The sequence below is a fragment of the Leucobacter sp. G161 genome, assembly GCF_001482305.1.
GTDB lineage: Bacteria > Actinomycetota > Actinomycetes > Actinomycetales > Microbacteriaceae > Leucobacter.
In genome coordinates this window covers 70,777-94,114 of record NZ_LOHP01000053.1, presented here as the reverse complement: position 1 = coordinate 94,114, position 23,338 = coordinate 70,777, and the positions used below count along the sequence as shown (strand labels likewise).

Genomic DNA, 23,338 nt, shown 5'->3' with positions numbered 1-23,338 from the left:
TGGGTCACCGAAGCCGGAACCACCTACGACTTCACCACCCCCATCACCACCAACACCACCATCTACGCCGACTGGACCCAGCAGTCCGGGCCCGTAGTGCCTCCGACGGCAACAGTAGATCCGCCGAAGAAAACCGTGAAGCCGCCGAAGCTGCCGGTCACTGGCGGCGGCGAGCAGCAATTGATGCTCGGGCTCGCTGCTGGAAGCATCCTGCTTCTCGGCAGCGTCGTGCTCGTTGCGAGGCGACTGAGTAACCGTCGCAGTGGAGCCTAAGCTCTCAGAACACAGTTGAGGGCGGTTGCCCGCAGGAGTTCCTGCGGGCAACCGCCCTCAACTGTGTGTGTGCCCTCGCGGTTACGCTTGTAGGTCGACAGTGAACACCGCTCCGGTGTTTTCGCGCAGCTCCTCTTCAGTGTGACCGGGCGCGATCCGCCGGAGTACGAGCTCCCCGGCTTCAACGTCGAACACCGCACGGTCCGAGATGATCCGGTTCACGACACCAACGCCGGTGAGGGGAAGGTCGCACGCGGCCACAATCTTCGGGGTGCCATCTTTCGCGACGTGATCTGTGATGACGATCACGCGTGGCGTACCGGCGACAAGATCCATCGCCCCGCCCATGCCCTTCACGAGTTTGCCCGGGATGGTCCAGTTCGCCAGGTCACCGTTGCCCGCAACCTGCAGCGCGCCAAGGATCGCGGTCTGCACGTGGCCGCCGCGGATCATGCCGAACGACGTTGCTGAATCAAAGATCGATGCCCCGGGCACGAGTGTCACTGTCTGCTTGCCAGCGTTGATGAGGTCGGGGTCTTCGTCGCCCTCAAAGGGGAACTGGCCCATGCCAAGGATGCCGTTCTCGCTCTGCAGCATCACGCTCACGCCCTCGGGGAGGTGATTTGCAACGAGTGTCGGGATGCCGATCCCGAGATTCACGTACTGCCCGTCCTCGAGCTCTGCCGCAGCGATCGCGGCCATTTCGTCTCGTGTCCACATGGTTAGACCGCCTCTCGGGTGCGTACGGTGCGCTGTTCGATGACTTTGAGAGGATCTTCGACGGCGACGATGCGCTGCACGAAGACCCCGGGGGTGTTGACGAGCTCGGGGTCGATGTACTCCGCTTGAAGATGCTCGACTTCTGCGAGGGTCACGCGGCCAGACATAGCGACGAGGGGATTGAAGTTCTGTGCGGTGAGCCGGTAGCGGAGGTTGCCCTCGGGGTCGGCGGTGTGTGCGCGCACGAGCGCGAGGTCAGCGACGATGCCACGCTCGAGGATCGCGCGCTTGCCGTCGAACTCGGCCTCGGGTTTGCCCTCGGCGATCGGGGTGCCAACCCCGGTGGGCGTGTAGAACGCCGGGATGCCCGCACCGCCGGCCCGAAGACGTTCGGCGAGGGTGCCCTGCGGCACGAACTCGACCTCGAGTTCACCGCTGAGGTACTGCTCGGCAAAGAGCTTGTTCTCGCCGACGTAGGAACCGAGCACACGGCTCACCTGCCGGTTCTCCAACAGCAGTCCTAGCCCTTGACCGTCGACGCCCATGTTGTTCGACACGACTGTCAGGTCTTTCACCCCCGTGTCACGCAGGGCGACGATGAGATTGTGGGGAATCCCGCACAATCCAAAGCCTCCCACCGCGACCGTCATGCCGTCTCGTGCGACATCGGCCACTGCCTCTGCCGCGCTGCTCCAGGTCTTTGATGCCATCCTCGCCACCCTCCGTTCACGATGCGGTCACTGCGACCACGTTATGCCGAGCGTAGAACTCCTGCAATAGGCGGCGCAAGGGCCACGGGCGCGTCGGTTTGGAACCGCTCACCTCGTGATTCATCATCGTGCTATCGTTCACATTATGGACGCTACGTTGCGCATTCCCGGAACCCAAGTGGTGGGCCGCGTGGCCGGCATCCTCCGCGCACTCAGCGCCGCGATGCCCGAGGGCGCATCGACCACGGCTCTCGCACGCGAGTCTGAGATCACGCGCCCGACCGCGCACCGACTCCTCTCTGCCCTCGCCGAGGAGGGCTTCGTGGATCGCGAGCTACACAGCGGCCGCTGGCTCCTCGGCCCCGAGCTGTACCTCATGGGAACGGTCGCAGCAGACCGCTACGACGTCACCGAAATCGCGCGAACTCACGTCACCGCCCTCGCCTCCGCCACCGGAGAGAGCGCGTTCTTCTCCGTGCGGCGCGGCAGCGAAACCGTGTGTTTAGAGCGGCAGGACGGAAACTTCCCGATCCGCTCCTTCGTGCTTCACGAGGGTAAGCGCTTCCCGCTCGGGGTCGCCTCGGCTGGGCTCGCGATCTTGTCGTTTCTGCCAGCAGCCACCGTCGACGCCTATCTCGTGGACGCGCGCCTCACCGAGCACTACGGCGAGGCGCACGAGGCGGCAGCACTCCGGCAGCGAATCGCCGAGACCCGGCGAACCGGCTACGCGGTCAACCCCGGCCTAATCGTGCCCGGCAGCTGGGGCATGGGCGCTGCGGTCTTCACCAGTTCAGGGCAACCAGCGTGGGCACTGACGCTCACCGGGATCGAGTCCCGTTTCTCCCCGGACCGGATCCCCGAACTCGGCCGGCTGCTCCTCGACCACGCGCACCAGCTCACCGAGCAGCTCGCGCGGCGGTAGCCGCTCGGCGGCCCGCGCGCAGTCCCCCCACAGGGATTCGAACCCTGACTGAAGAGATTTTAAGTCTCCTGCCTCTGCCAGTTGGGCTATAGGGGGCTGTTCAATCTTCCCACAGCCGGGGCGCCTCTCGCGCGCCAGCAACGAGAAGAGCTCCGGCGCCGTGCGGAGATCCAGAGATCTCGCACCGCGCCGGAGCTCGTGCTCACGGAAGTGGTTACGCGCCCAGGCGGTTGCGCAACCCCTCGAGCTCTGCGTTCAGAGCTGCGGGCAGGCGGTCACCGAACTGCGCGAAGAACTCCTCGGTGAGGTCGGCCTCTGCGAGCCACGACTTCGGGTCGATGTCGAAAATCTCGTCAAGATCCTGTGCGACCTCTTCGATGCCGTCGAGGTTCAGCTGACCGTCGGCAGGCACGATGCCGATCGGAGTCTCGCGCCCTTCGTACTCGCCCTCAACACTGCGGATCACCCAGTCGATGACACGCGAGTTATCGCCGAAACCAGGCCACAGGAAGCGGCCGTCGTCGCCCTTGCGGAACCAGTTCACCTGGAAGATCTTCGGAGCCTTGTCGCCGAGCTTTTCGCCCATCTCGAGCCAGTGGCCCCAGTAGTCGGCCATGTTGTAGCCGCAGAACGGCAGCATCGCGAACGGGTCGCGGCGCAGCTCGCCGACGGTACCCTCCTGGGCTGCCGTCTTCTCCGAGGAGATCGTGGCGCCCATGAAGACGCCGTGGTTCCATGAGCGCGACTGCGCGACGAGCGGGACGTTGGTTGCGCGGCGTCCGCCGAAGAGGATCGCGTCGAGCGGGACACCGTCGTGCTCGAACCAGTCATCGGCGAGCGTCGGGGTCTGCTGGATCGGCACGGTGAACCGCGAGTTCGGGTGCGCAGCGGGGCGGCCCGACTCAGGAGTCCAGTCGTTACCCTGCCAATCGGTGAGGTGCGACGGGACCGCGTCCGTCATGCCTTCCCACCACACATCGCCGTCATCGGTCAGTGCAACGTTCGTGAAGACCGTGTTGCCCCAGAGGGTATCCATTGCCACCGGGTTCGTGGTCTCGCCGGTGCCGGGAGCCACGCCGAAGAAGCCGGCCTCGGGGTTGATCGCGTACAGACGACCGTCGCTGCCGGGGCGGAGCCATGCAATGTCGTCGCCGATGGTCTCAACCTTCCAGCCGGGAATGGTCGGCTGGAGCATCGCGAGGGTTGTCTTGCCGCAGGCCGAGGGGAACGCAGCTGACAGGTGGTAGTCCTTGCCAGTCTCGGTGTTCGTGAGCTTGAGGAGCAGCATGTGCTCGGCAAGCCAGCCCTCGTTCTTGCCCATGACGGAGGCGATGCGCAGCGCGAAGCACTTCTTCGAGAGCAGTGCGTTTCCGCCGTAGCCCGAGCCGTACGACCAGACCTCGAGGGTCTCGGGGAAGTGCGTGATGTACTTCAGGTCGTTGCAGGGCCACGCGACGTCTTCCGCGCCGTCAACGAGCGGTGCGCCGACCGAGTGCACGGTGCGTACCCACTCGCTCCCGGGCACGATGCCGTCGAGTGCGGCCTGCCCCATGCGCGTCATGATCCGCATGTTGAGCACTGCATAGGGTGAATCGGTGATCTCGACACCCAGCTGGGTGATCGCGCCACCGACGGGGCCCATGGAGAACGGCACGACGTACATCGTGCGGCCGCGCATCGAGCCCTCGAACTTGGGCATGAGCTCAGCGCGCATCGCGTCTGGAGCGACCCAGTTGTTCGTGGGGCCTGCGTCAGCTTCGTTCTCCGAGCAGATGAACGTGCGATCTTCTACACGCGCAACGTCGCTCGGGTTCGACCGGGCGAGGAAGCTGCCGGGCCGAAGGTTCTTGTTGAGGGCGATCAGCGATCCCGACTCAACCATTTCGCTCGTGATGCGGTTCCACTCGTCCTGCGAGCCGTCGCACCAATAAATAGAATCGGGCCGAGTAAGCTCGGCTACCTCGGTGACCCACTGCAGGATCTCGGGGTTGGTGGTGGTAGCGCTCTCGCGTACGAGCTCAGCGATCGAAGCGAGGGTTGTGTTGCTCATGCCTACGGATTCTCCCTAGTGGTGCCGTCGAAGTTGGCTTGTATTCCTATTCTGGCCGTCGTTTCGGGTAAACAATTACCAAACAGGCTGTCAATTTCTCAACTTCTTGCCATATAGTCAAATTATGCCTCAGGTTTCTGTACCCTCCCTCAGTGCCGCCACGATCGACCGTTTGGTGCTCGGCAAACGACTGCGCCACTTCCGCACCGAGGCGGGTCTCACCCTCGAACAGCTCGGTTCCCGTGTCGGTGTTGTCGCCAGCCAGTTGTCACTCATCGAGAACGGAAAGCGCGAACCGAAACTCACGCTGATCCAGTCCATCGCCAGGGCGCTCAACATCGACGCGGGTGATCTCCTCAACGCGGATGCTCCCGACCGGCGCAGTGAGCTCGAGATCGAACTCGAGCGAGCCCAAAGCACCCCGGGATACGAGCAGCTCGGGCTCCCCCGGATCCGCTCGCCACGCGCGCTCAACGATGACACGCTTGAGGCGCTCATTGGCCTACACCGCGAACTCGCACGTCGCACCCGCGCCGCGGCGACAACTTCTGAGGAAGCGCGACGCGCGAATACGTCGATTCGGATGAAGATGCAGGAGCTCGATAATTACCTCCCCGACATCGAACGGATCGCGACGGAGCTCATGGGACGGATTGGCCACACCGTGGGCGCCGTCACGCACCGCGATGTCGCAATTCTCGCCGAAATTCTCGGATTCACGCTGATCTTCGTTGACGATCTCCCACCGAACACGCGAAGCATCACCGACCTCGACAATGGGCGCATCTATCTGCCGCCAACCTCCATTCCCGGGGGGCACGGACTGCGGTCACTAGCACTTCAGGCGATGGCGCACCGGGTGCTTGGGCACTCCGAGCCGCAAAGTTACGCCCAATTTCTCGAACAGCGCCTGCAGATCAACTATTTCGCAGCCGCTTGCCTGCTCCCTGAGGATGGGGCAGTTGAGTACCTCCAGCAGGCCAAACGCGATCGGAATCTCGCGATCGAGGATCTCCGCGACGCGTTCGGCGTTACCCACGAGGCCGCGGCACACCGGTTCACAAACCTCGCCACCAGACACCTCGACCTCCGCGTGCATCACTACCGCACCGACGGAGCTGGCACCCTCGTTCGCGGATACGAGAATGATGGGCTCCCCTTCCCCGTGGACGAGGGCGGTGCGATTGAGGGAGAACTGCTCTGCGCGAAGTGGGGTGGACGAACCGCGTTCAACCGGCAGAACCGCACGAGCGAGTTTTATCAGTTCACGGCCACACCCAACGGGACCTACTGGTCGAGCGTGCAGCCCGGTGACGCCGAGCTCGGCCCGTTCGCCATTGCCTGTGGCGTGCAATTCGATGATGCGCGGTGGTTCCGCGGACGCGACACCCAGGTTCGTAGGCGATCCACGTGCCCCGACGAGTCCTGCTGCCGCACGGCTCCGCCGGCGCTCCGTGAGCGCTGGGAAGGAAAGGCCTGGCCGAGCGCACGCATGCACCAGCACGTGCTCTCACCGCTGCCAACCGGCACGTTCCCCGGAGTCGACGATACATCGATGTACGAGTTCCTCTCGAAGCACGCTCCCGCGATGTAGCTCCGCACTGGCCAGGGCGCCGGCGCGGCAGGGACGCGAAAAGGCCGCGGGGATCCATCAGGATCCACCGCGGCCTTTTCGTTTGAGCAGCTGTTAGTCAGCAGCGGGGCGCGGACGCGAAGCGAACTCTTCGAAGATCGCACGCGGCTCGGTCACTGCCTCGATGTTCACGATGTCGCGGCCGAGGAAGAAGTGCCCAACCCAGCCACCGAATACACGCCACTTGCGCTCCCACGTCGGGATTGCAAGGCCGTGGTAGAAGCGGTGTGCGAGCCACGCGACGTAGCCCTTCAGCGTGAAGTTGCCCGAGCGGAACACACCGGTGTTCATGCCGAGACCAGCAACAGCGCCGGCGTTCTTGTGGTTGTACTCGTGAACACCCTCGCCACGCAGCGTCGCCACGATGTTCTTTGCGAGGAGCTTGCCCTGGCGGACTGCGTGCTGTGCGTTCGGAACGCAGAAGCCGCCGGGGCCGGGGGTCGAGGAGATATCGGGGACCTGCGAGGTGTCGCCCGCGGTCCAAGCGCCCTCGACGATGTCGCCGTCTTCGGTCGCAACACGCAGCGACGGGGTGCCGACCACGTGGCCGCGCCCGCCGATGGGAAGATCGGTGCCCTTCAGGAACGGACGGGGCATCACGCCAGCGGTCCAGACGATGAGGTCCGACTCGTACTTCTCGCCGGTCGACAGCTCGATGTGGCCGCCCTCAGCGCTGGAGAGCTGCGTGTCGAGGTGAATGTCGACGCCGCGACGGGTCTGGTCCTTGACGACCCAGTCAGCGAGCCCCTCGGTGACCTCGGGCATGATGCGGCCCATTGCCTCGACGAGGTGGAACTTCGTCTCGTCGAAGGTGATCTCCGGGTAGCGGCGCAGCAGCGCGGTCGCGAACGAGCGGAGCTCGGCAACCGACTCGATGCCTGCGAAGCCGCCGCCAACGACAGTGACGGTGAGCAGACGTGCGCGCTCAGCCGAGTCCTTGGGCAGCGACGCTGCGCGCTCGAAGTTGCCCACCATGCGGTCGCGGATCGCGACTGCCTCTTCGATGGTCTTCATACCGATCGCGAGGTCCGCGATTCCCGGGATCGGGAAGGTGCGCGAGACCGAACCGGTCGTGATGACGATCTGGTCATACTCAAAATCGTACGCCTCGCCCACGGTCGGCGTGATGGTCGCCGTCTTCGTTGCGTGCGAAATGCCAGTCACCTTGCCGGCGATGTTCGCGGTCTTCTTCAGGTGGCGGCGACGCGCAACAACTGCGTGTCGGGGCTCGATCGAGCCAGCAGCCACCTCGGGAAGGAACGGCAGGTACGCCATGTAGGGCAGCGGGTCAACAATGGTGACCTCTGCCTCGCCCGAGCGGAGCAGCTTCTCGAGCTTCCATGCGGTGTAGAAGCCGGCGTATCCGCCGCCGACGATCAGAATCTTCTTCGCCACGAAGCGATCTCCTTGAATGCTCAAATATGCACAAATTGCAGGGTGCAGGGTGCGCCCGCACGTCGCGCGGGAAGCCTGCTGGGCAACATTCACCCAACCCAGTACACCCTACCTGCAAAGTTGCTGCAGATCGTCACAAACGTCGAGTTGGCGCACCCAAACCGATGATTCTACGAGTGAATTTCACTCATTCCGCACGATATGCGCGGTTATACACCCCAACCGGAACGCTCGAGCGCAAGATCGCCAATCGGGTTCACCCCGGGCCCCGCCGCGAGGGCGTGCCCAATCAGGGCGTGCAGGCACTTCACGCGGGTGGGCATGCCGCCGGCGCTAATTCCGGCGAGCTCAGGCACCTCGCCGACCGAGTCACGGTCAGCGATGTACTGCTCGTGAGCACGCGCGTATGCGGCGCGGAGCTCCTCGTCTTCGGCGAGCATCTCATTGAATTCGACCATCATCCCGACAGCTTCAAGCCGCGACGCAGCTGCAACGACCTCGGGATGCGACAGGTAGTAGAACGTCGGAAACGGCGAGCCGTCAGGGAGCCGCGGTGACGTCGCGACAACGGTCGGGCTGCCGTCGGACGCGCGCGCTGCGATTCCAACGACGCCTCGTGCTTCACGGCCAAGCTGGTCGCTCACCGCCGCGATGTCCTCGGGTGTCGGTGCGGGGAATGGGGGCCGGGTCACTTCGTGCTCCTTGCGGCTTCGTCTTCGGTGGGGGTATCGGGAACTGCAGTACCTGAGGCGATCACGGAACCAACCAGGTCCTTCGCCCAGTTACGTTCGACGTGCGTCAAGTCCTTGCTCGTCTGCTCTTGAGACTCGACGGGGAGCACCACATCGGAAATGATGCTCAGCTGGGTTTCGCCAGGCAACACGTACGAGAGTCGATCGCGAGCCTGGGCGCGAACATACGCCGGATCTTTCCAGCGTGAGCGCTCAGCGTCGATCTCCTCGACCGCCTCACGGTGCTGCCGCACGCTCTCACGCAACTGGGTGATCTCGCGCTGCTGCTGCACGAACGTCGAGATGTTTGGGCTGAGAATGAACGCCCCGGCAATGACCGAGACGACCACGACCACGGTGAACACACTAAAGCGCAGACTCGCGGCCCACGCCGCGATGTCTGCGCCCCAGTGCTTCACCGTGTACTCCTCAGCTTCGGCGTGTGGTTACGCCTGGAAACGCGGGAACGCGTCGCGGCCAGCGTAGCGTGCTGCGCCGCCGAGCTCCTCTTCGATGCGGAGAAGCTGGTTGTACTTTGCGACGCGGTCGGAACGAGCCGGTGCGCCAGTCTTGATCTGACCGCAGTCGGTCGCGACGGCGAGGTCGGCGATCGTCACGTCTTCGGTTTCTCCCGAGCGGTGCGACATGACTGCGGTGTAGCCGGCGCGCTGCGCCATCTGCACGGCGTCGAAGGTCTCGGTGAGGGTACCGATCTGGTTCACCTTCACGAGGATCGAGTTGCCGACCCCCTTCTTGATGCCGTCTGCGAGGCGCTCGGGGTTCGTGACGAAGAGGTCGTCGCCCACGAGCTGCACGCGTGCGCCGAGCTCGTCGGTGAGGTGCTTCCAGCCGTCCCAGTCGTCCTCATCGAGTGGATCCTCGATCGAGACGAGCGGGTAGCGGTCGACGAGATCTGCGTAGTACGCGGCCATCTCGGCTGCGGTGCGATCCTGGCCCTCGAACTTGTAGACGCCGTTCTCGTAGAACTCCGACGACGCGACGTCGAGTGCGAGCGCGATGTCGCGGCCCGGCTCGAAGCCTGCGCGCTTGATCGCTTCGACGATGAGGTCGAGCGCGGCGACGTTGTTCGGCAGGCTCGGGGCGAAGCCGCCCTCGTCGCCGAGACCGGTCGAGAGCCCCTGCTCGTTGAGCAGCGCCTTGAGCGCGTGGTAGACCTCGACGCCCCAGCGGAGACCCTCCGAGAAGCTCTCAGCGCCGAGCGGCACGGCCATGAACTCCTGAATATCAACGTCGGTGTCGGCGTGCGCGCCACCGTTGATGATGTTCATGAGCGGCACGGGAAGTGTCGATGCGTTCGGGCCACCGAGGTAACGGTAGAGCGGCAGCTCGGCCGACGCGGCTGCGGCGTGCGCAACTGCGAGGCTCACCCCGAGGATCGAGTTCGCGCCGACGCGCGACTTGTTGTCGGTGCCGTCGACCTCGCGGAGCACGGTGTCGATGATGCGCTGGTCGTCGGCTGCGAAGCCTTCGATTGCCGGGGCGAGGTCGTCGAAGACCGCGTCGACGGCCTTGAGCACGCCCTTGCCGAGGTAGCGGTCCTTGTCGCCGTCGCGCAGCTCGTATGCTTCGAAGGCGCCCGTCGATGCGCCCGAGGGCACAGCCGCGCGTCCCACCGAATCATCGGTCAGGCCAACCTCGACCTCAACGGTCGGGTTTCCGCGCGAATCAAGAATCTCGCGTGCGATCACCGCGTCGATAAATGCCACAGTTTGCTCCTTGTGGTGGAAGTCATGAGACGCGTGTTCCGCGCCTCTTCTCAGTGTAGAGGGTGTGAGGGTGTGAGCCCCGGGAGTTCAGGCCATTACTCGCCGAGATCGCGCCAGCTGAGTTCGGTGACGTCGCGCACTGCGGCGCGCACGTTCGCGAAGCGGCTGAAGCCCTCGGCTTCGAGCCGGGCGACGAGCGTCTTCATGTTCTTCTGGCGCTTCTCGAGGCGCACGCGCAATCCCTCGGCGACGAGGGCCCGCTTCAGCGTCATGAGGTCGTCGAGTGACGCGTCGGCGTCGGCGACGAGCGCGACGGCCTCCGGGCCTGCGCTCGAGTCGACCTCGATGAGGTCGACGACGCGCTCGAATCCGATGGAGAACCCGACGGCGGGCACGTCTTGGCCGAGGAAGCGGCCGATCATGCCGTCGTAGCGGCCGCCGCCACCAACGGAGGATCCGGATCCGGGGTGCGCGATCTCGAAGATTGTGCCGGTGTAGTAGCCCATGCCACGCACGAGCGTCGGATCGAAGCGGATCTCGACGCCCTCCGGCAGGCCGCCGGCGAGCGCCTCGCCAAGCGTGACGAGGCTCGCGACGCCCTCTTCGGCAGCGCCAGCGGGCAGCACGGACGCGATTGCCTCGCGGGTCACGGGGATGCCCGCTTCGAGCGCGGCGTCAACGCCCGTGAGGATCGCACGCATGGCCTCAGCGGCCGCGGCGTTCGTCTCGGCGAGCTCGGCGGTCACGCCGTCGACACCGATCTTGTCAAGCTTGTCGATCGTGATGAGCGCACCAGCCTGCTCTTCTGCGGCGAAACCGCAGTGATCGAGCAGCCCGAAGAGGATCCGTCGATCGTTCACGCGGATCACGCAGTCCTTGAGGCCGAGCTGCGCGAGCGCCTGCGACGTCGCGGTGATGAGCTCGATCTCGGCGATGACGCCGGACTCGCCAATAATGTCAATGTCCGCCTGTACGAACTGGCGGTAGCGCCCCTTCTGCGGGCGCTCGGCGCGCCACACTGGCCCGATCTGGATCGAGCGGAACACGGGCGACAGCTCTGCGCGGTGCGTCGCGTAAAAGCGCGCGAGCGGCACGGTGAGATCGAAGCGCAGGCCGAGGTCGGCAAGCTGTTCGGGGTCGCCGGCGTCGACAGCTGCGGCGAGCGCCTCCGGTTTGATGCCGCGCTTGAGAATCGAGAAGCTCAGCTTCTCGTTGTCTCCCCCGAGGCCCGAATGCAGCCGCGCATGATCCTCGACGACGGGCGTTTCGATCTCGTCGAAGCCGTGCGAGCGATAGACGCCCCGGATGATTCCGAGCGCGTGCTCGCGACGGGCCTTGTCGGCGGGCAGGAAGTCGCGCATGCCGCGCGGCGGGTTCACTGGGTTAGCCATGCGCTCCATTCTTCCATGTTGTGGCACGGTTCGAGCACGGCGGGGTCAGCGCGCGCCCGGCGCGGCCGCGCGGCCAATCGCACGGGCCGCCTCGTGCACGGCCGCACCATACTCCGCGTAACGCTCTGGGACGATGCGGCTCGACGGGCCGGACACTGAGACGCTGCCGAGCGGGTCCCCTCCGGGACCGAGAATTGCCGCCCCGAGCGACGTGATTCCCGTGCTCAGCCCCTCCTCGTTGATCGAGTACCCCCTGGCGCGTACGGCCCGGATCTCGTCGAGAAGCACAGTGCGATCGGTGAGTGTCCGTTCCGTGACACTGTCGAGCGAGCTTTCGAAGTAGCGGTGAATATACGCGTCTTCCGCAGCGGCGAGGTATGCGAGCCCGGTGGCAGAGGCGTGCAGTGGGATCTTGCTCCCCAGCGGGAGGAAGGCGCGCAGCACGTGCGGCGTGTCCAGCCGCTCGGCAAGGATGAGAATGTCCCCGTCTGGAATCGCGAGGTGCACCGTCTCGGTCGTTGCGAGCTGTAGCGCGTTCATCGGCGCGATCGCAATGTCTCGAAGGGTACTCATAGCGCCGCTTCTGACCGCGACAGCGTAGGCGTGCGCGGTCAGCGACCATAGCTTGCTTGAGTCGTTCTGCTCCACCCAACGCAAGCCCTCGAGGGTCGTGAGGGCACGCAGCACCGTGGCTTTGGACGCATCGAGTTCGCGCGCGAGCTCAGACAGCCCGACCGGCTGCTCATCTGAGACTGCTTCGATCACGCGGATAGCGGTCACCACACTTTGGGTACTCATGGTTCCATCATTGCGCGTACCGGCCTTGACGGAAAGCTGACAAGCACATACGTTAGTCGGAACGCGAAGTGAACCACTGGTTTATCTAGTGAACCAGTGGTGAATTCTCGTTCCCGAACTCTTGAGTGAAAGGTTGGCCAATGACGGCCCAAATCATCGCACTGCTGTTGTTCGTCGGAGTGTTCGTCCTCGCAACGTTGCGTAAGGTCCACCTCGGCGTCATTATGTTTGCGGCCGCCGCCGCAGTGGGGCTCTGGCTCGCCCAAATGAGTCTGCCAGACGTGATCGCGGGGTTCCCCGTATCTCTGCTCGTCCTCCTCGTCGGCGTCACCTACTTCTTCGGAATCGCGCAAGCGAACGGCACTGTTGACAGGATCATTGAGCGCGCAATCAGCGTCGTTGGCGATCGCGCGGCACTCCTCCCCCTCGCATTCTTCATCCTCACCGCCGGCATCAGCGCCATGGGCTCCCCCCTCGCCGGCCTCGTGATGGCCCCAGTGGGCATGCCGCTCGCAAAGAAATACGGGATCGACCGCATGCTCATGGGGCTCGCCATCGGCTGCGGGCTGAGCGCCGGCGCCTTCGCCCCGACGAGCCTCTTCGGAATCGTGACGTACGGCACGGCCCACTCCGTTGACATCGACCTCAACCCGCTCGTTCTATTCGCGGTCGCGCTGGGCACGAACCTGCTGCTCCTCGCTGCGGCATACGTGATGTTCGGCGGTCTCGCACTCTTCCGGAGGCGCGGAGCCGGCCTGGTCCCCGACGACCTCCCGCACCTGAGCGCCACGAAGCCGAACCCGCAGCACCCGTTCGAGCACGAGGGCCACGCAGCCCAGAGCCGCCATGCGGTCACCTCTGGCATCCAGACGCTCGAGGATCCCAAGCTGCTGCAGCCCGCGCTCGCGCGTATGAGCGGGGTGCAGGTCGCAACGGTGCTGTGCATGCTCGGGCTCATCGCAAGCGTCATCATTCTGGCTGCGCTCGGCCTCACCCCCGACATTGGTGTGCTCTGCTTTGCGTTCGGCACGGTGCTCACGATCATCGACCCGAGCGCGGGTAAGACTGCGGTCTCAAAGATCGACTGGTCGACCGTGCTCATGGTGGGCGGCATCATCACCTTCGTTGGGGTCCTCGAACACATGGGAGCCGTCGACCTACTGGGCGAGGCCGCAAGCAATGTGGGCACTCCCCTGCTCTCGGCATTCGTCATCTGCCTCATCGGCGGCCTCATCTCCGCCTTTGCGTCGACTACCGGCATGCTCGCGGCACTGGTGCCGCTCGCGATTCCACTCGTCGCTTCAGGCGACATCGCTGGCTGGGCTGTCATTGCGGCGCTCGGCGTCTGTTCCTCGATCGTCGATGTCTCCCCGTTCTCCACGGTCGGGGCGACCCTCGTGGCGACCGTCGACGAAGACGAACGTCCACGAATGAACCGCCTACTGACCCGCTGGGGGCTCTCCATGGTCATCGTCGGGCCGGTCTTGCTCGTCGGTGTGCTTGTCCTCCCCACGATGCTCTAAGCCACAACCCGAAACGGATCCACCATGCTTCCCTTGAGTTCTGTTCGCATTATCGATCTCAGCCGAGCACTCGCCGGCCCCCACTGCACGGCGCTGCTCGCTGACCTCGGCGCAGATATCGTCAAAGTCGAGTCCGGGCGGAGCGGCGACCCTGCGCGCGCTTGGCCCCCGTTTGAGGGAGAGCACAGTCTGTACTTCGACTCGGTGAACCGAAACAAGCGGTCCATCGCGCTCGATCTCTACAGCGCCGCTGGCACGGCGGTGCTCGACCGTCTCCTCCAGGGCGCTGATGCACTCGTTGAGAACTTTAAGCCGGGAACCCTTGCTGCCATGGGCTACACCGAGGAGCGCCTCTACGAACTCAATCCCAGGCTCATCGTCGCTTCCGTGACCGGGTATGGGGACACCGGGCCGCTCAGCGAGCGGCCCGGGCTCGACCAGGTGATCCAAGCTGTGTCCGGCATCACGTCGGTCACCGGCCCGGCAGATGCGAGCGGCTACCGGGTCGGCCTCCCGATCGTGGATCTGACGAGCGGGATGACGGCCGCAATCGGCCTGCTCGCTGCACTCCTGGGGCGAGAACGGCAGAGCTCCCCTGACGACCGGATTGGCCGCGTCTCGACTTCGCTCTACGAGACGGCGCTGAGCCTCTCGGTATTTCAGGGGCAGGGAGCACTCACGAACGGATCGGTGCCGCGCCCCCAAGGCAACGATCACCCGAGCATCACCCCGTACGGCGTATTTGCGACTCGCACCGAACCGATCGTGGTCGCGGTGACAACCCCGTCGCACTGGCGGAACTTCTGCGACACGCTCGGCGCTGAATCGTTGTTTGCCGACCCACGTTTCACCACGGGGCGAGACCGCACCGAGCACCGCGCAGTGCTCAACAACCTCATCACCGAGATCCTCTCGAACGAGGGGGCTGAGGCGTGGATCGAAGCGCTCAATGCCGTCGGGATTCCCTGCGGCGCGATCCACGACTACGGTCAGGTGTTCGCGCACCCGCACACCGCAGCGCTCGGGATGATCGCCGACACCGTGCGTGGCGACGGAAGCGACCTTCGGGTACTTCGCGGCCCACTGAGCCTCGACGGCGCCGCGACCGGCGTCCACCTCCCGCCGCCGCTATTCGGCGAGCACGGGCAAGACGTACTTCGCGAACTGGGCCTTCCACAGGGCGAGATCGACACCCTCATCGCAAATGGCGTGCTTGCCGGACACCCCAACACCGGAGTCCAGCGTTGACCGCCGGACAGATCCGCGTCTCAGTGCACAACTGGATCGGGGCGATCGAAATCCATCGTCCAGACAAGCGCAACGCGGTGACGCCGGAGCTGTGCGACGAACTCGCTGCAGCTGTGGCGCGACTTGACGAGAACCCAGATGTTCGTGTCATCACCCTCGCCGGCGCAGATGGGGATTTCTCGGCGGGGGCCGACATCGCCGAGCTTCCCCGAGTCCTCTTCGATACCTCGGATCGCGATCCCGCCGGTCGCACCGGATTCGACCATCTCACCGCTGCCGACGTAGCGTTCGGTGCCGCGACAAAGCCAACCGTCGCCCTCGTCCAAGGAGTCTGCATGGGGGGCGGTTGGCAACTCGCCTCAGCGTGCGACATCGTGCTGTGCTCTGACGACGCGAAAATCGCGATTACCCCCGCGCTCATCGGCATCGTCTACCCGCGACGCGGCGTCGACCGCCTCGTGCGACTCGTCGGCGCCAGCCGCGCAAAGTATCTGTTGTTCAGCGGCACAAGGGTTTCGCCTGTCGACGCGGAGCGCTGGGGGCTCGTAACCACGCTGCTTCCTGCGGCGCAGTTCGCTTCTGAGAGTGCCGGCTTCGTCGCTCGCATTGCGGTAAATTCACCGTACTCGGTACACACCACCAAGCGGCTCATCGATGCGGGCACCGGAGCAGAGGGTCGCGGCGGGAACACCCTCGACGATGAGTGGGCTGCGGTGTGGGAGGACATGCCAGACAACCCCGATTTCGCTACGGGCCGGACAGCTTTCCTCAGCGGGCAGAAACCAGACTTCACTTGGCATTGACCCGAGATCAGCACTCCCGTCGCCGGTCAAGGCGCAGCCCCACCACGCGCTTCCCGGGACACTTCGTCGGACAGGAATACCCCGGCACCATCTGCAATGGTGTCGGGGTATTGCCGCGGTGGGCAGCCGCACAGCTGGTCGCGCGACAGCCACTCGGTTAGTGGGAGCTGGGCGGTTCTGCGCCGTACCCGGTGAGCTCACGCACCTCCATTTCGGCCGCCAGTTTCTTAGATTCAACGGTCTTGTCGGTGATCGACACGATCCAGGCCAGGAGGAACCCGACCGGGATCGAGATGATGCCGGGGTTCGACAGCGGGAAGATCGCGAAGTCGATGTTCTCTCCGAACATGGAGTTCGGAGAGCCGGAGACCACGGGCGAGAGGATGATGAGTCCGACTGCCGTGACGAGGCCCCCGATCATCGACCACACTGCGCCGCGTGTAGTGAAGCGCTTCCAGAACAGCGAGAACAGGATCGTCGGCAGGTTCGCCGACGCTGCGACCGCGAATGCGAGTGCCACAAGGAAGGCAACGTTCTGGCCCTGCACCCCGATTCCGCCAGCGATCGCGACGAGGCCAATCACCACGGTCGTGTACCGTGCGACACGGACTTCCTGCTTCTGCGTCACCTTGCCCTTCTTAATCACGTTCGCATAAATGTCGTGCGCGAATGCCGCGGACGCGGTAATCGTGAGCCCGGCGACGACCGCGAGGATCGTCGCGAACGCAACCGCGGAGATGAACCCGAGCAGCACTGGACCGCCAAGCTCAGCCGCGAGCAGCGGAGCTGCAGAGTTCACACCTCCCGGGGACGAAACAATGGTCTCCGGCCCAACGAATGCGGCTGCGCCGTAGCCCAGCACGAGTGTGAACAGGTAGAAGATCCCGATCAACCAGATCGCCCAGACCACAGAGTGGCGTGCTGCCTTCGCCGTCGGCACCGTGTAGAACCGCATGAGTACGTGCGGCAGACCGGCAGTGCCGAGCACGAGGGCAAGCGCCAACGACACAAAGTCGATGGGAAGTGCTCCGTACTGGATACCGGGAGCGAGAATCGCATCGCCAGTCGTGTTCTCGGGGTTTGCGACGGCTGCTTCCAGCACCGCCGCGAAGTTGAACCATTTGAGTGCGAGTACCCAGATAGTCATGGCTGCGGCACCAAGAATCAGGAGAGCCGCCTTGATGATCTGCACCCAGGTCGTGCCCTTCATGCCACCAATGAGCACGTACAGGATCATCACGAGCCCGACGATCGCAACCACCAGCGATTGGCCCCATCCCGCATCGACGCCCAGCAGCAACGAGACGAGCCCGCCAGCACCGGCCATCTGTGCGAGCAGATAGAAGAATGTGACCGCCAGTGTCGTGAGCGATGCCGCCATACGTACTGGCCGTTCCTTGAGCCTGAACGAGAGCACGTCGGCCATCGTAAATTTCGCGGTGTTGCGCATGAGCTCGGCGACGAGCAGGAGCGCAACGAGCCAAGCGACGAGGAATCCAATCGAATAGAGGAAGCCGTCGTAGCCGTTCACTGCGATCGCCCCGCAGATCCCGAGGAAGGAAGCCGCGGAGAGGTAGTCCCCCGCAATTGCAAGGCCGTTTTGTCGACCGGTGAATGACCGGCCACCGGCATAGAAATCGGCCGCTGTCCGGTTGTTCCTGCTCGCTCGGACCACGATAACCATGGTCACCGCGACAAACAGCAGGAAGATGGAGATGTTCAGGACAGGGTTTTGTTCAGCTGCGCTCGCTGCTTTGAACGGCCCGATTGCCGCAAAGCTTGAAGATTCAGTCACGTTCATTTCACGTCTCCTTCAACTTCAACGTCGATCGTGGGGACCATCACTTCGAGCTCAGCGCGCAACGACTCCGCGAGCGGATCGATGCGCCGGTTCGTGTACATCACATACGCGGTCGTGATTGCGAACGTGGTCAGGAATTGCAAGAGGCCAAACCAGATCCCGACATTCATGCCGAGCAGCGGTTGGGCCATGAACTCGTGCGCATACGCGCCGAGAAACACATACAGTAAAAACCAGGCAAGAAATGCGCCCGCGAGCGGAAATACGAACTTCCGCAGGCGGTGTTTCAAATCTTGGAATTCCGGTCTGGCTTGGAACTCCTCGTAGTCGATGGAGGGTGCTGCACCTTCCACCGTTGGGGCATCTTCGTCGGACATTTGGGCCTCCTTGCCCTCCTCCGGATGTCAAGGTGCAGAGCATCCGTTCTACAGTGAACGGCTCGCCCCTTGAGAACCACGGCTATGCGGTCTGGTTCCGATGCTAGAAACCGTGATATGCATGTAGTACCCCCGAAAGTTGGGAAGCCGGTGATGTCTTCTCTCAGCGAAACGAGTCAGCAAATCATTCAGGACGCCGTTACAGAGTTTTCGCGCGCGACTAGATTTCCACTCGCTTTCGGAGGCTATGAGTCTCACGGTATAACCACGGTAACTGCGCTCAGCGGAACCCATGGGTTAAGCCTGCAGGGCCTGCGCGTGGCGAACCGGCGGGGGCTCGGCGGGAAGGCCATGGTTGAGCACCGACCACGATTCACCAGGGACTACATGTCCTCGCGCCAAATCAGCCACGACTACGATGTCGAGATCGGCGCCGAAGACATCGTGATGCTCGTCGCTGTGCCAGTCGTCGTCGAGGGCGAGACCCGCGCCGTCCTCTACGGCGGAACCCGTGGTGAGGCTCCGCCTGACGAGTCGTTCCTGCGCGCAGCAGCTGCCGTGTCCCATACGCTCGCGGACGAGATTCGCACGGAAGATGCCAGGGCCCCCGCTTCCCCAGAGCCGGCGGCACCAGAACTCCCGGGGCCGCTTCTCGAAGAACTGCGTAACAGCCACGCGGAGATCCGGCGGATCGCAGCAGAGACCACCGACCCAGTCGCACGTGCACGCCTATCAACATTGGAACACCGGCTCGCTGGTCTGGGCCGTGGGTCGCAGCCGCACGACACGATCCACCTCACGGATCGGGAACTCGACGTGCTCACACACGCGGCGTTGGGTGGAACGAATGCGGAAATTGGAGTGGTGCTCGGCATCGCTGAGAGCACTGTGAAGAGCTACCTGAAGACCGCAATGGGCAAGCTTGAGGCTTCAACCCGCCACGCTGCCGTCGCAGCTGCGCGTGGCTTCGGCCTCATCCCATAGCCAAGGGTCGCCGCGGGTTTTCATTGCCGTCCGTGCGGGGCCGTCAGAACGATCCGCGGGTCGCACGCGGGTAACGGCGAAGCCCCGGGCCACTCGAATGATCGAGCGTCCCGGGGCTTCGCCGTGCACGTTAGTGGTTGACTGGCGGCTCTGCACCGTATCCGGTGAGGGCCCGCACCTCCATTTCGGCGGCGAGTTTCTTGGATTCACGATTCGGATCGGTCACCGAGCCGATCCATCCCAGGAAGAAGCCGAGCGGGATCGACACGATGCCCGGATTCTTCAACGGGAAAATGGCGAAGTCAACACCAGCCCCAAGCATGGCGGTCTCGTTACCCGATACCACCGGCGAGAAGGCGATGAGCAGCACGGCTGCGAGCAGACCGCCCACCATCGACCACACGGCCCCACGAGTCGTGAAATTCGACCAGAAGAGCGAGTACAGGATGGTGGGGAGGTTCGCCGAGGCCGCTACTGCGAAGGCGAGTGCGACGAGGAACGCGACGTTCTGTCCTTGCACGCCGATCCCGCCGAGGATCGCTGCCGCTCCGATGACCAGCGTGGTGATCTTTGCGACGCGCACCTCCTGCTTCGCCGTGGCCTTTCCCTTTTTGATGACGCTGTTGTAAATATCGTGCGCGAACGACGCAGACGCGGTGATCGTGAGCCCCGCCACCACGGCAAGGATCGTCGCGAACGCAACTGCCGAGATGAACCCGAGCAGCAGCGGTCCACCGAGTTCGGCAGCCAGCAGGGGTGCTGCCGAGTTCTGTCCGCCGGGCGCGTTCATGATGGTTTCCGGGCCGACCAGTGCGGCCGCACCGTAGCCGAGCACCAGCGTGAAGAGGTAGAAGATGCCGATGAGCCAGATCGCCCAGACCACCGAGCGGCGTGCTTCCTTCGCCGTTGGCACCGTGTAGAACCGCATGAGCACGTGCGGGAGGCCGGCGGTGCCGAGCACGAGCGCGAGCGCGAGGGAGACAAAGTCGAGCGGGTTGCCGCCGTATTGCAGCCCCGGCGCGAGGATCGCGTCACCGTTGACGTTCTCCGGGTGATTGACCGCGGCCTCAAGCACGGCTGCGAAGTTGAATCCCTTGAGCGCGAGCACCCAGACCGTCATCGCGCCGGCGCCCGCGATGAGCAGTACCGCCTTGATGATCTGCACCCAGGTCGTGCCCTTCATGCCCCCGATGAGGACGTACAGGATCATCACGACGCCGACGACGGCGACGACGAGCGACTGCCCGAGCTTGTCGTCCACCCCGAGCAGGAGCGACACGAGCCCGCCGGCGCCGGCCATCTGCGCGAGGAGGTAGAAGAACGAGACCGCGAGTGTCGTCAGCGCGGCCGCCATGCGCACGGGGCGCTGGCGCAGCCTAAACGAGAGCACATCGGCCATCGTGAACTTCGCGGTGTTGCGCATGAGCTCAGCGACGAGGAGCAGTGCGACGAGCCACGCAACGAGGAATCCGATCGAGTAGAGGAAGCCGTCGTAGCCGTAGATCGCAATGGCGCCACAGATGCCGAGAAACGATGCCGCCGACAGGTAGTCGCCAGCGATTGCGATGCCGTTCTGGCGGCCAGTGAACGACCGCCCTCCCGCGTAAAAATCTGCGGCGGTGCGGTTGTTGCGGCTCGCACGGATCACGATCACCATCGTCACGGCGACGAATGCCAGGAAGATGGAAATATTCAGGACGGGATTCTGATCCCCAGAAACTTGCGCGGTAAACATCGTGGCGTGATTCATCGTGCGCCTCCCGGTGTGGTCGTCGGTACGTCGCCAGCTGCGGCGAGCGCTTCGAGCTCAGCTCGCAGTGCGGTGGAGGCGGGGTCCAACCGCCGGTTCGCGAAACTCACGTACCACATGGTGATGCCGAAGGTCGTGACGAACTGGGCCAGGCCGAGCCAGAGCCCGACGTTCATGCCGAGCAGGGGCCGCGCCATAAACGCGTGGTTGTAGGCGCCGAGCAAGACGAAGCCGAGGAACCAGACGATGAACGCGACTGCGAGTGGGAAGGTGAAGCGGCGGAACCGCGATTTGAGCTCTTGGAACTCGGGTTGTGCTTGGAACGCTTCGTAGTCGATTGGGGTGTCTGGGCGCGCTTCGGCGCTACCTTCACCACCTGTTGGATCTGTATGCATGGGGCCTCCTTGCCTCACGGTGTGGATCAAAATGGTTCGTGCGCTACCGCGGCAGCGTGACGACGTTGGTCGGCGGCGCGGAGACGGTCGTCGAGAGGGCCTCGATGAACTCGTCAACGACACCCGCGTCCTCGATCGTTGCCGGAACGGTGTACTCCTCGCCGTCGACGATCTGTCGCATGGTTTTGCGCAGGATCTTTCCTGAGCGGGTCTTGGGAAGTCGGTTCAGCACGGTGACGTCGCGGAAGGATGCGACGGGGCCGACCTGTTCCCTGATGAGGGCGATGAGCTCGCTCGCGAGCGTCGCGCTGGCGATGTCCGATCCGCGCGAGATCGTGACGAAGCCGGCAGCGCGCTGGCCCTTGAGTTCGTCGGCGATTCCGATGACCGCGCACTCTGCGACGGCCGGGTGCTGCGTGAGCACCTCCTCGAGTGAGCCTGTGGACAGCCGGTGCCCGGCGACGTTGATCACGTCGTCGGTCCGGCCCATCACAAAGAGGTGTCCGTCGTCGTCAAAGTGCCCGGCGTCGCCGCTCGCGTAGTAGCCGGGGAACGCGGCGAGGTAGGAGTCGATGAAGCGCTGCTTGCTCCCCCAGATCTCAAGCATGCCGCCCGGGGGCAGCGGGAGCTTGATCGCGATGTTGCCTTCAACCCCTGGCGCGGTAATGTCGGCTCCCGCCGCGTCGACGATGCGCACGTTGTAGCCGGGCATCGGGACAGTGGTGGAGCCGGCCTTCACCTGCAGCTCCTCGATGCCGAGCGGGTTCGCGCAGATCGGCCAGCCGGTTTCCGTCTGCCACCAGTGGTCCACCACTGGCACACCAAGGCCGTCGCGCAGCCAGTGCCACGTTTCGGGGTCCATGCGTTCGCCGGCGAGGTAGATCGCGCGGAGGTTCGAGAGGTCGTACTTCGCGAGCTCGGCGAGGTCTGGGTCTTCGCGCCGGATCGCCCGGAGCGCTGTCGGGGCGGTCGAGAGGATCTTCGCGCCCGTCTCAGCGAGCACTCGCCAGAATGCGCCGGCATCCGGCGTGCCCACCGGCTTGCCCTCATACAGCACCGTCGTACCGCCCGCGATGAGCGGCCCGTAGACGATGAACGAGTGACCGACGACCCAGCCGACGTCTGACGCAGTGAAGATCGTGTCACCCGGCCCGAAGTCGTAGATGCCGCGCATCACCCAGCTGAGCGCGACCGCGTATCCGCCGCTGTCGCGCACGATGCCCTTCGGGCTTCCGGTCGTGCCCGAGGTGTAGAGGATGTACAGCGGGTCGTTCGCGTTGACGGGTACGGGATCGGCTGGCTCAGCTCCGGCGACGAGCGTGTCCCAATCGTGCCAGGCCGCGCCAGCGCCGTCGTCGGCGTAGTCGGCAGCTGAGCCTGGCACCTCGTCACGGTTCGCGACGATGACGGCGTGTACCCCCGATGCTTCCTCCCCGCAGATCTCGAGCGCGCGGTGTACGAGCGGAAGGTAGCGGACCTGGCGCCCAGGCTCGAGGCCGCCGGAGGAGGTCACGATCACGCTCGGCTTCGCGTCCTCGATGCGGGTCGCGAGCTCATTCGCTGCGAACCCACCGAACACGACCGAATAGATCGCCCCGAGTCGCGCACACGCGAGCATCGCGACGACGGCCTCCGGAGTCATCGGGCAGTAAATCAACACCCGGTTGCCCTTCTCGACGCCGAGGCTGCGGAGCGCACCGGCGAATGTTGCGACGCGATCGCGCAGCTCGAGGTAGCTGATGCGCTGCTGCGTGCCGGTCATCGCTGAGTCGGCGATGAGCGCGATGGTGTCACCGCGGCCGGCATCGATGTGGCGGTCGAGCGCGTTTGCGCAGACGTTGAGCGTGCCATCTGGGAACCAGCGCCACTCCGTCTCGCTGCGCTGCTCAAGCGCGGTCTGTGGCGCAGTGTCCCAGTCGAGGCGTTCAGCAGCTTCGAGCCAGAAGTCGTCTCGGTGGGACTGACTGCGATCCCACACTTCCTGGTAGCCATTTCGGGGAACAGCTGACATGATCTCTGTCACGATGAGTCTCCTGAGCATTTGTTCAAGACACACTGCGTCGTTGCAATGCGTACCCTGATGGTATGGAGAGCGCGTACGATGGAT

Annotated in this window: 21 protein-coding genes and 1 tRNA gene; 7 read left to right on the top strand and 15 right to left on the bottom strand. The window is 64.4% G+C overall.

Annotated elements, in window-relative coordinates; genetic code table 11:
* Positions 1–273: LPXTG cell wall anchor domain-containing protein (locus tag AUL38_RS06185; RefSeq protein WP_059060137.1), on the top strand; the 273-nt coding region annotated here is incomplete at its 5' end.
* Between the two features lie 81 nt (positions 274–354).
* Here AUL38_RS06185 and AUL38_RS06180 read toward each other — a convergent pair.
* Together AUL38_RS06180 and AUL38_RS06175 are read right to left on the bottom strand one after the other, a co-directional pair.
* Positions 355–993 carry a 3-oxoacid CoA-transferase subunit B gene (locus AUL38_RS06180; protein ID WP_059060135.1) on the bottom strand — a complete coding sequence of 213 codons (639 nt, stop codon included), beginning with the start codon at positions 991–993 and terminating at the stop codon, positions 355–357.
* A 2-nt stretch (positions 994–995) separates the two neighbouring features.
* Entirely contained in the window at positions 996–1,703 is a 708-nt protein-coding gene (locus tag AUL38_RS06175; protein ID WP_059060133.1) for a CoA transferase subunit A, read from the bottom strand.
* Between the two features lie 145 nt (positions 1,704–1,848).
* Here AUL38_RS06175 and AUL38_RS06170 point away from each other — a divergent pair, with 145 nt between their 5' ends.
* The gene (locus AUL38_RS06170; RefSeq protein WP_059060132.1) at positions 1,849–2,625 is read left to right on the top strand and encodes an IclR family transcriptional regulator; all 777 of its coding nucleotides are present in this window, start codon (positions 1,849–1,851) and stop codon (positions 2,623–2,625) included.
* A 22-nt stretch (positions 2,626–2,647) separates the two neighbouring features.
* On the opposite strand, the gene AUL38_RS06165 is transcribed toward AUL38_RS06170, so the two are convergent.
* Both AUL38_RS06165 and AUL38_RS06160 read right to left on the bottom strand, forming a co-directional pair.
* Positions 2,648–2,721: transfer RNA gene (locus tag AUL38_RS06165), tRNA-Leu, on the bottom strand.
* A 118-nt stretch (positions 2,722–2,839) separates the two neighbouring features.
* The gene (locus AUL38_RS06160) at positions 2,840–4,675 is read right to left on the bottom strand and encodes a phosphoenolpyruvate carboxykinase (GTP) (protein ID WP_059060129.1); all 1,836 of its coding nucleotides are present in this window, start codon (positions 4,673–4,675) and stop codon (positions 2,840–2,842) included.
* 124 nt (positions 4,676–4,799) lie between these two features.
* Between AUL38_RS06160 and AUL38_RS06155 the strand changes: the two genes are divergently transcribed.
* The gene (locus tag AUL38_RS06155) at positions 4,800–6,269 is read left to right on the top strand and encodes a helix-turn-helix domain-containing protein (protein ID WP_059060127.1); all 1,470 of its coding nucleotides are present in this window, start codon (positions 4,800–4,802) and stop codon (positions 6,267–6,269) included.
* A 93-nt stretch (positions 6,270–6,362) separates the two neighbouring features.
* Here AUL38_RS06155 and AUL38_RS06150 read toward each other — a convergent pair whose 3' ends face one another.
* From AUL38_RS06150 to AUL38_RS06125, 6 genes are all read right to left on the bottom strand, one after another.
* Positions 6,363–7,703, bottom strand: coding sequence for an NAD(P)/FAD-dependent oxidoreductase (locus tag AUL38_RS06150; RefSeq protein WP_059060125.1), 1,341 nt, complete (start codon positions 7,701–7,703; stop codon positions 6,363–6,365).
* Between the two features lie 209 nt (positions 7,704–7,912).
* Complete coding sequence (locus AUL38_RS06145) at positions 7,913–8,395, bottom strand: DUF501 domain-containing protein (RefSeq protein ID WP_059060123.1); 483 nt, start codon at positions 8,393–8,395, stop codon at positions 7,913–7,915.
* Positions 8,392–8,853 (bottom strand): septum formation initiator family protein, encoded by a 462-nt coding sequence (locus AUL38_RS06140; protein ID WP_059060121.1) that lies wholly within the window; start codon positions 8,851–8,853, stop codon positions 8,392–8,394. The genes AUL38_RS06145 and AUL38_RS06140 overlap by 4 nt, the downstream gene beginning before the upstream one ends.
* Positions 8,854–8,880: 27 nt before the next feature.
* A complete protein-coding gene (gene eno, locus AUL38_RS06135) occupies positions 8,881–10,161 on the bottom strand; it encodes a phosphopyruvate hydratase (RefSeq protein ID WP_059060119.1) in 1,281 nt (426 codons plus the stop codon).
* Positions 10,162–10,256: 95 nt separating this feature from the next.
* Positions 10,257–11,552 (bottom strand): histidine--tRNA ligase, encoded by a 1,296-nt coding sequence (hisS, locus tag AUL38_RS06130; protein ID WP_059060116.1) that lies wholly within the window; start codon positions 11,550–11,552, stop codon positions 10,257–10,259.
* A gap of 45 nt (positions 11,553–11,597) precedes the next feature.
* Complete coding sequence (locus tag AUL38_RS06125; protein WP_059060114.1) at positions 11,598–12,350, bottom strand: IclR family transcriptional regulator; 753 nt, start codon at positions 12,348–12,350, stop codon at positions 11,598–11,600.
* A gap of 140 nt (positions 12,351–12,490) precedes the next feature.
* On the opposite strand from AUL38_RS06125, the gene AUL38_RS06120 reads away from it, so the two are divergent.
* From AUL38_RS06120 to AUL38_RS06110, 3 genes are read left to right on the top strand one after another with little or no spacing between them, the layout of a single operon-like run.
* Complete coding sequence (locus tag AUL38_RS06120) at positions 12,491–13,873, top strand: SLC13 family permease (protein ID WP_059060112.1); 1,383 nt, start codon at positions 12,491–12,493, stop codon at positions 13,871–13,873.
* Between the two features lie 24 nt (positions 13,874–13,897).
* Complete coding sequence (locus AUL38_RS06115) at positions 13,898–15,121, top strand: CaiB/BaiF CoA-transferase family protein (RefSeq protein ID WP_059060110.1); 1,224 nt, start codon at positions 13,898–13,900, stop codon at positions 15,119–15,121.
* Positions 15,118–15,924: an enoyl-CoA hydratase/isomerase family protein gene (locus AUL38_RS06110; RefSeq protein WP_059060108.1), complete on the top strand. Its 807-nt coding sequence runs from the start codon at positions 15,118–15,120 to the stop codon at positions 15,922–15,924. The genes AUL38_RS06115 and AUL38_RS06110 overlap by 4 nt, the downstream gene beginning before the upstream one ends.
* A gap of 157 nt (positions 15,925–16,081) precedes the next feature.
* Here the strand turns inward: AUL38_RS06110 and AUL38_RS06105 are convergent, their stop codons facing one another.
* Positions 16,082–17,725: a cation acetate symporter gene (locus AUL38_RS06105; RefSeq protein WP_059060106.1), complete on the bottom strand. Its 1,644-nt coding sequence runs from the start codon at positions 17,723–17,725 to the stop codon at positions 16,082–16,084.
* Positions 17,722–18,102, bottom strand: a complete 381-nt coding sequence (locus AUL38_RS06100) for a DUF485 domain-containing protein (protein ID WP_059060104.1) — start codon at positions 18,100–18,102, stop codon at positions 17,722–17,724. Before AUL38_RS06100 ends, AUL38_RS06105 begins: the two co-directional genes overlap by 4 nt.
* A gap of 387 nt (positions 18,103–18,489) precedes the next feature.
* Between AUL38_RS06100 and AUL38_RS06095 the strand changes: the two genes are divergently transcribed.
* Positions 18,490–19,086: a helix-turn-helix transcriptional regulator gene (locus AUL38_RS06095; protein ID WP_235590626.1), complete on the top strand. Its 597-nt coding sequence runs from the start codon at positions 18,490–18,492 to the stop codon at positions 19,084–19,086.
* Between the two features lie 130 nt (positions 19,087–19,216).
* Here the strand turns inward: AUL38_RS06095 and AUL38_RS06090 are convergent, their stop codons facing one another.
* Genes AUL38_RS06090 through AUL38_RS06080 form a run of 3 tightly spaced genes read right to left on the bottom strand, consistent with a single transcriptional unit; the run spans position 19,217 to position 23,242 of the window.
* Entirely contained in the window at positions 19,217–20,836 is a 1,620-nt protein-coding gene (locus AUL38_RS06090; RefSeq protein WP_059060099.1) for a cation acetate symporter, read from the bottom strand.
* Positions 20,833–21,231 carry a DUF485 domain-containing protein gene (locus tag AUL38_RS06085; protein ID WP_059060098.1) on the bottom strand — a complete coding sequence of 133 codons (399 nt, stop codon included), beginning with the start codon at positions 21,229–21,231 and terminating at the stop codon, positions 20,833–20,835. Before AUL38_RS06085 ends, AUL38_RS06090 begins: the two co-directional genes overlap by 4 nt.
* A 43-nt stretch (positions 21,232–21,274) precedes the next feature.
* Positions 21,275–23,242: an AMP-binding protein gene (locus tag AUL38_RS06080; protein ID WP_059060159.1), complete on the bottom strand. Its 1,968-nt coding sequence runs from the start codon at positions 23,240–23,242 to the stop codon at positions 21,275–21,277.
* Positions 23,243–23,338: the final 96 nt, after the last annotated feature.

Excerpts from the sequence above, each read along its gene's own strand:
- AUL38_RS06125 (WP_059060114.1), bottom strand. The coding sequence starts at position 12,350 with ATGAGTACCCAAAGTGTGGTGACCGCTATCCGCGTGATCGAAGCAGTC.
- AUL38_RS06155 (WP_059060127.1), top strand. The coding sequence starts at position 4,800 with ATGCCTCAGGTTTCTGTACCCTCCCTCAGTGCCGCCACGATCGACCGT.
- AUL38_RS06080 (WP_059060159.1), bottom strand. The coding sequence starts at position 23,242 with ATGTCAGCTGTTCCCCGAAATGGCTACCAGGAAGTGTGGGATCGCAGT.
- AUL38_RS06170 (WP_059060132.1), top strand. The coding sequence starts at position 1,849 with ATGGACGCTACGTTGCGCATTCCCGGAACCCAAGTGGTGGGCCGCGTG.
- AUL38_RS06175 (WP_059060133.1), bottom strand. The coding sequence starts at position 1,703 with ATGGCATCAAAGACCTGGAGCAGCGCGGCAGAGGCAGTGGCCGATGTC.
- AUL38_RS06100 (WP_059060104.1), bottom strand. The coding sequence starts at position 18,102 with ATGTCCGACGAAGATGCCCCAACGGTGGAAGGTGCAGCACCCTCCATC.
- AUL38_RS06085 (WP_059060098.1), bottom strand. The coding sequence starts at position 21,231 with ATGCATACAGATCCAACAGGTGGTGAAGGTAGCGCCGAAGCGCGCCCA.
- AUL38_RS06115 (WP_059060110.1), top strand. The coding sequence starts at position 13,898 with ATGCTTCCCTTGAGTTCTGTTCGCATTATCGATCTCAGCCGAGCACTC.
- AUL38_RS06105 (WP_059060106.1), bottom strand. The coding sequence starts at position 17,725 with ATGAACGTGACTGAATCTTCAAGCTTTGCGGCAATCGGGCCGTTCAAA.
- hisS (WP_059060116.1), bottom strand. The coding sequence starts at position 11,552 with ATGGCTAACCCAGTGAACCCGCCGCGCGGCATGCGCGACTTCCTGCCC.
- AUL38_RS06090 (WP_059060099.1), bottom strand. The coding sequence starts at position 20,836 with ATGAATCACGCCACGATGTTTACCGCGCAAGTTTCTGGGGATCAGAAT.
- AUL38_RS06160 (WP_059060129.1), bottom strand. The coding sequence starts at position 4,675 with ATGAGCAACACAACCCTCGCTTCGATCGCTGAGCTCGTACGCGAGAGC.
- AUL38_RS06095 (WP_235590626.1), top strand. The coding sequence starts at position 18,490 with ATGTCCTCGCGCCAAATCAGCCACGACTACGATGTCGAGATCGGCGCC.
- AUL38_RS06120 (WP_059060112.1), top strand. The coding sequence starts at position 12,491 with ATGACGGCCCAAATCATCGCACTGCTGTTGTTCGTCGGAGTGTTCGTC.
- AUL38_RS06180 (WP_059060135.1), bottom strand. The coding sequence starts at position 993 with ATGTGGACACGAGACGAAATGGCCGCGATCGCTGCGGCAGAGCTCGAG.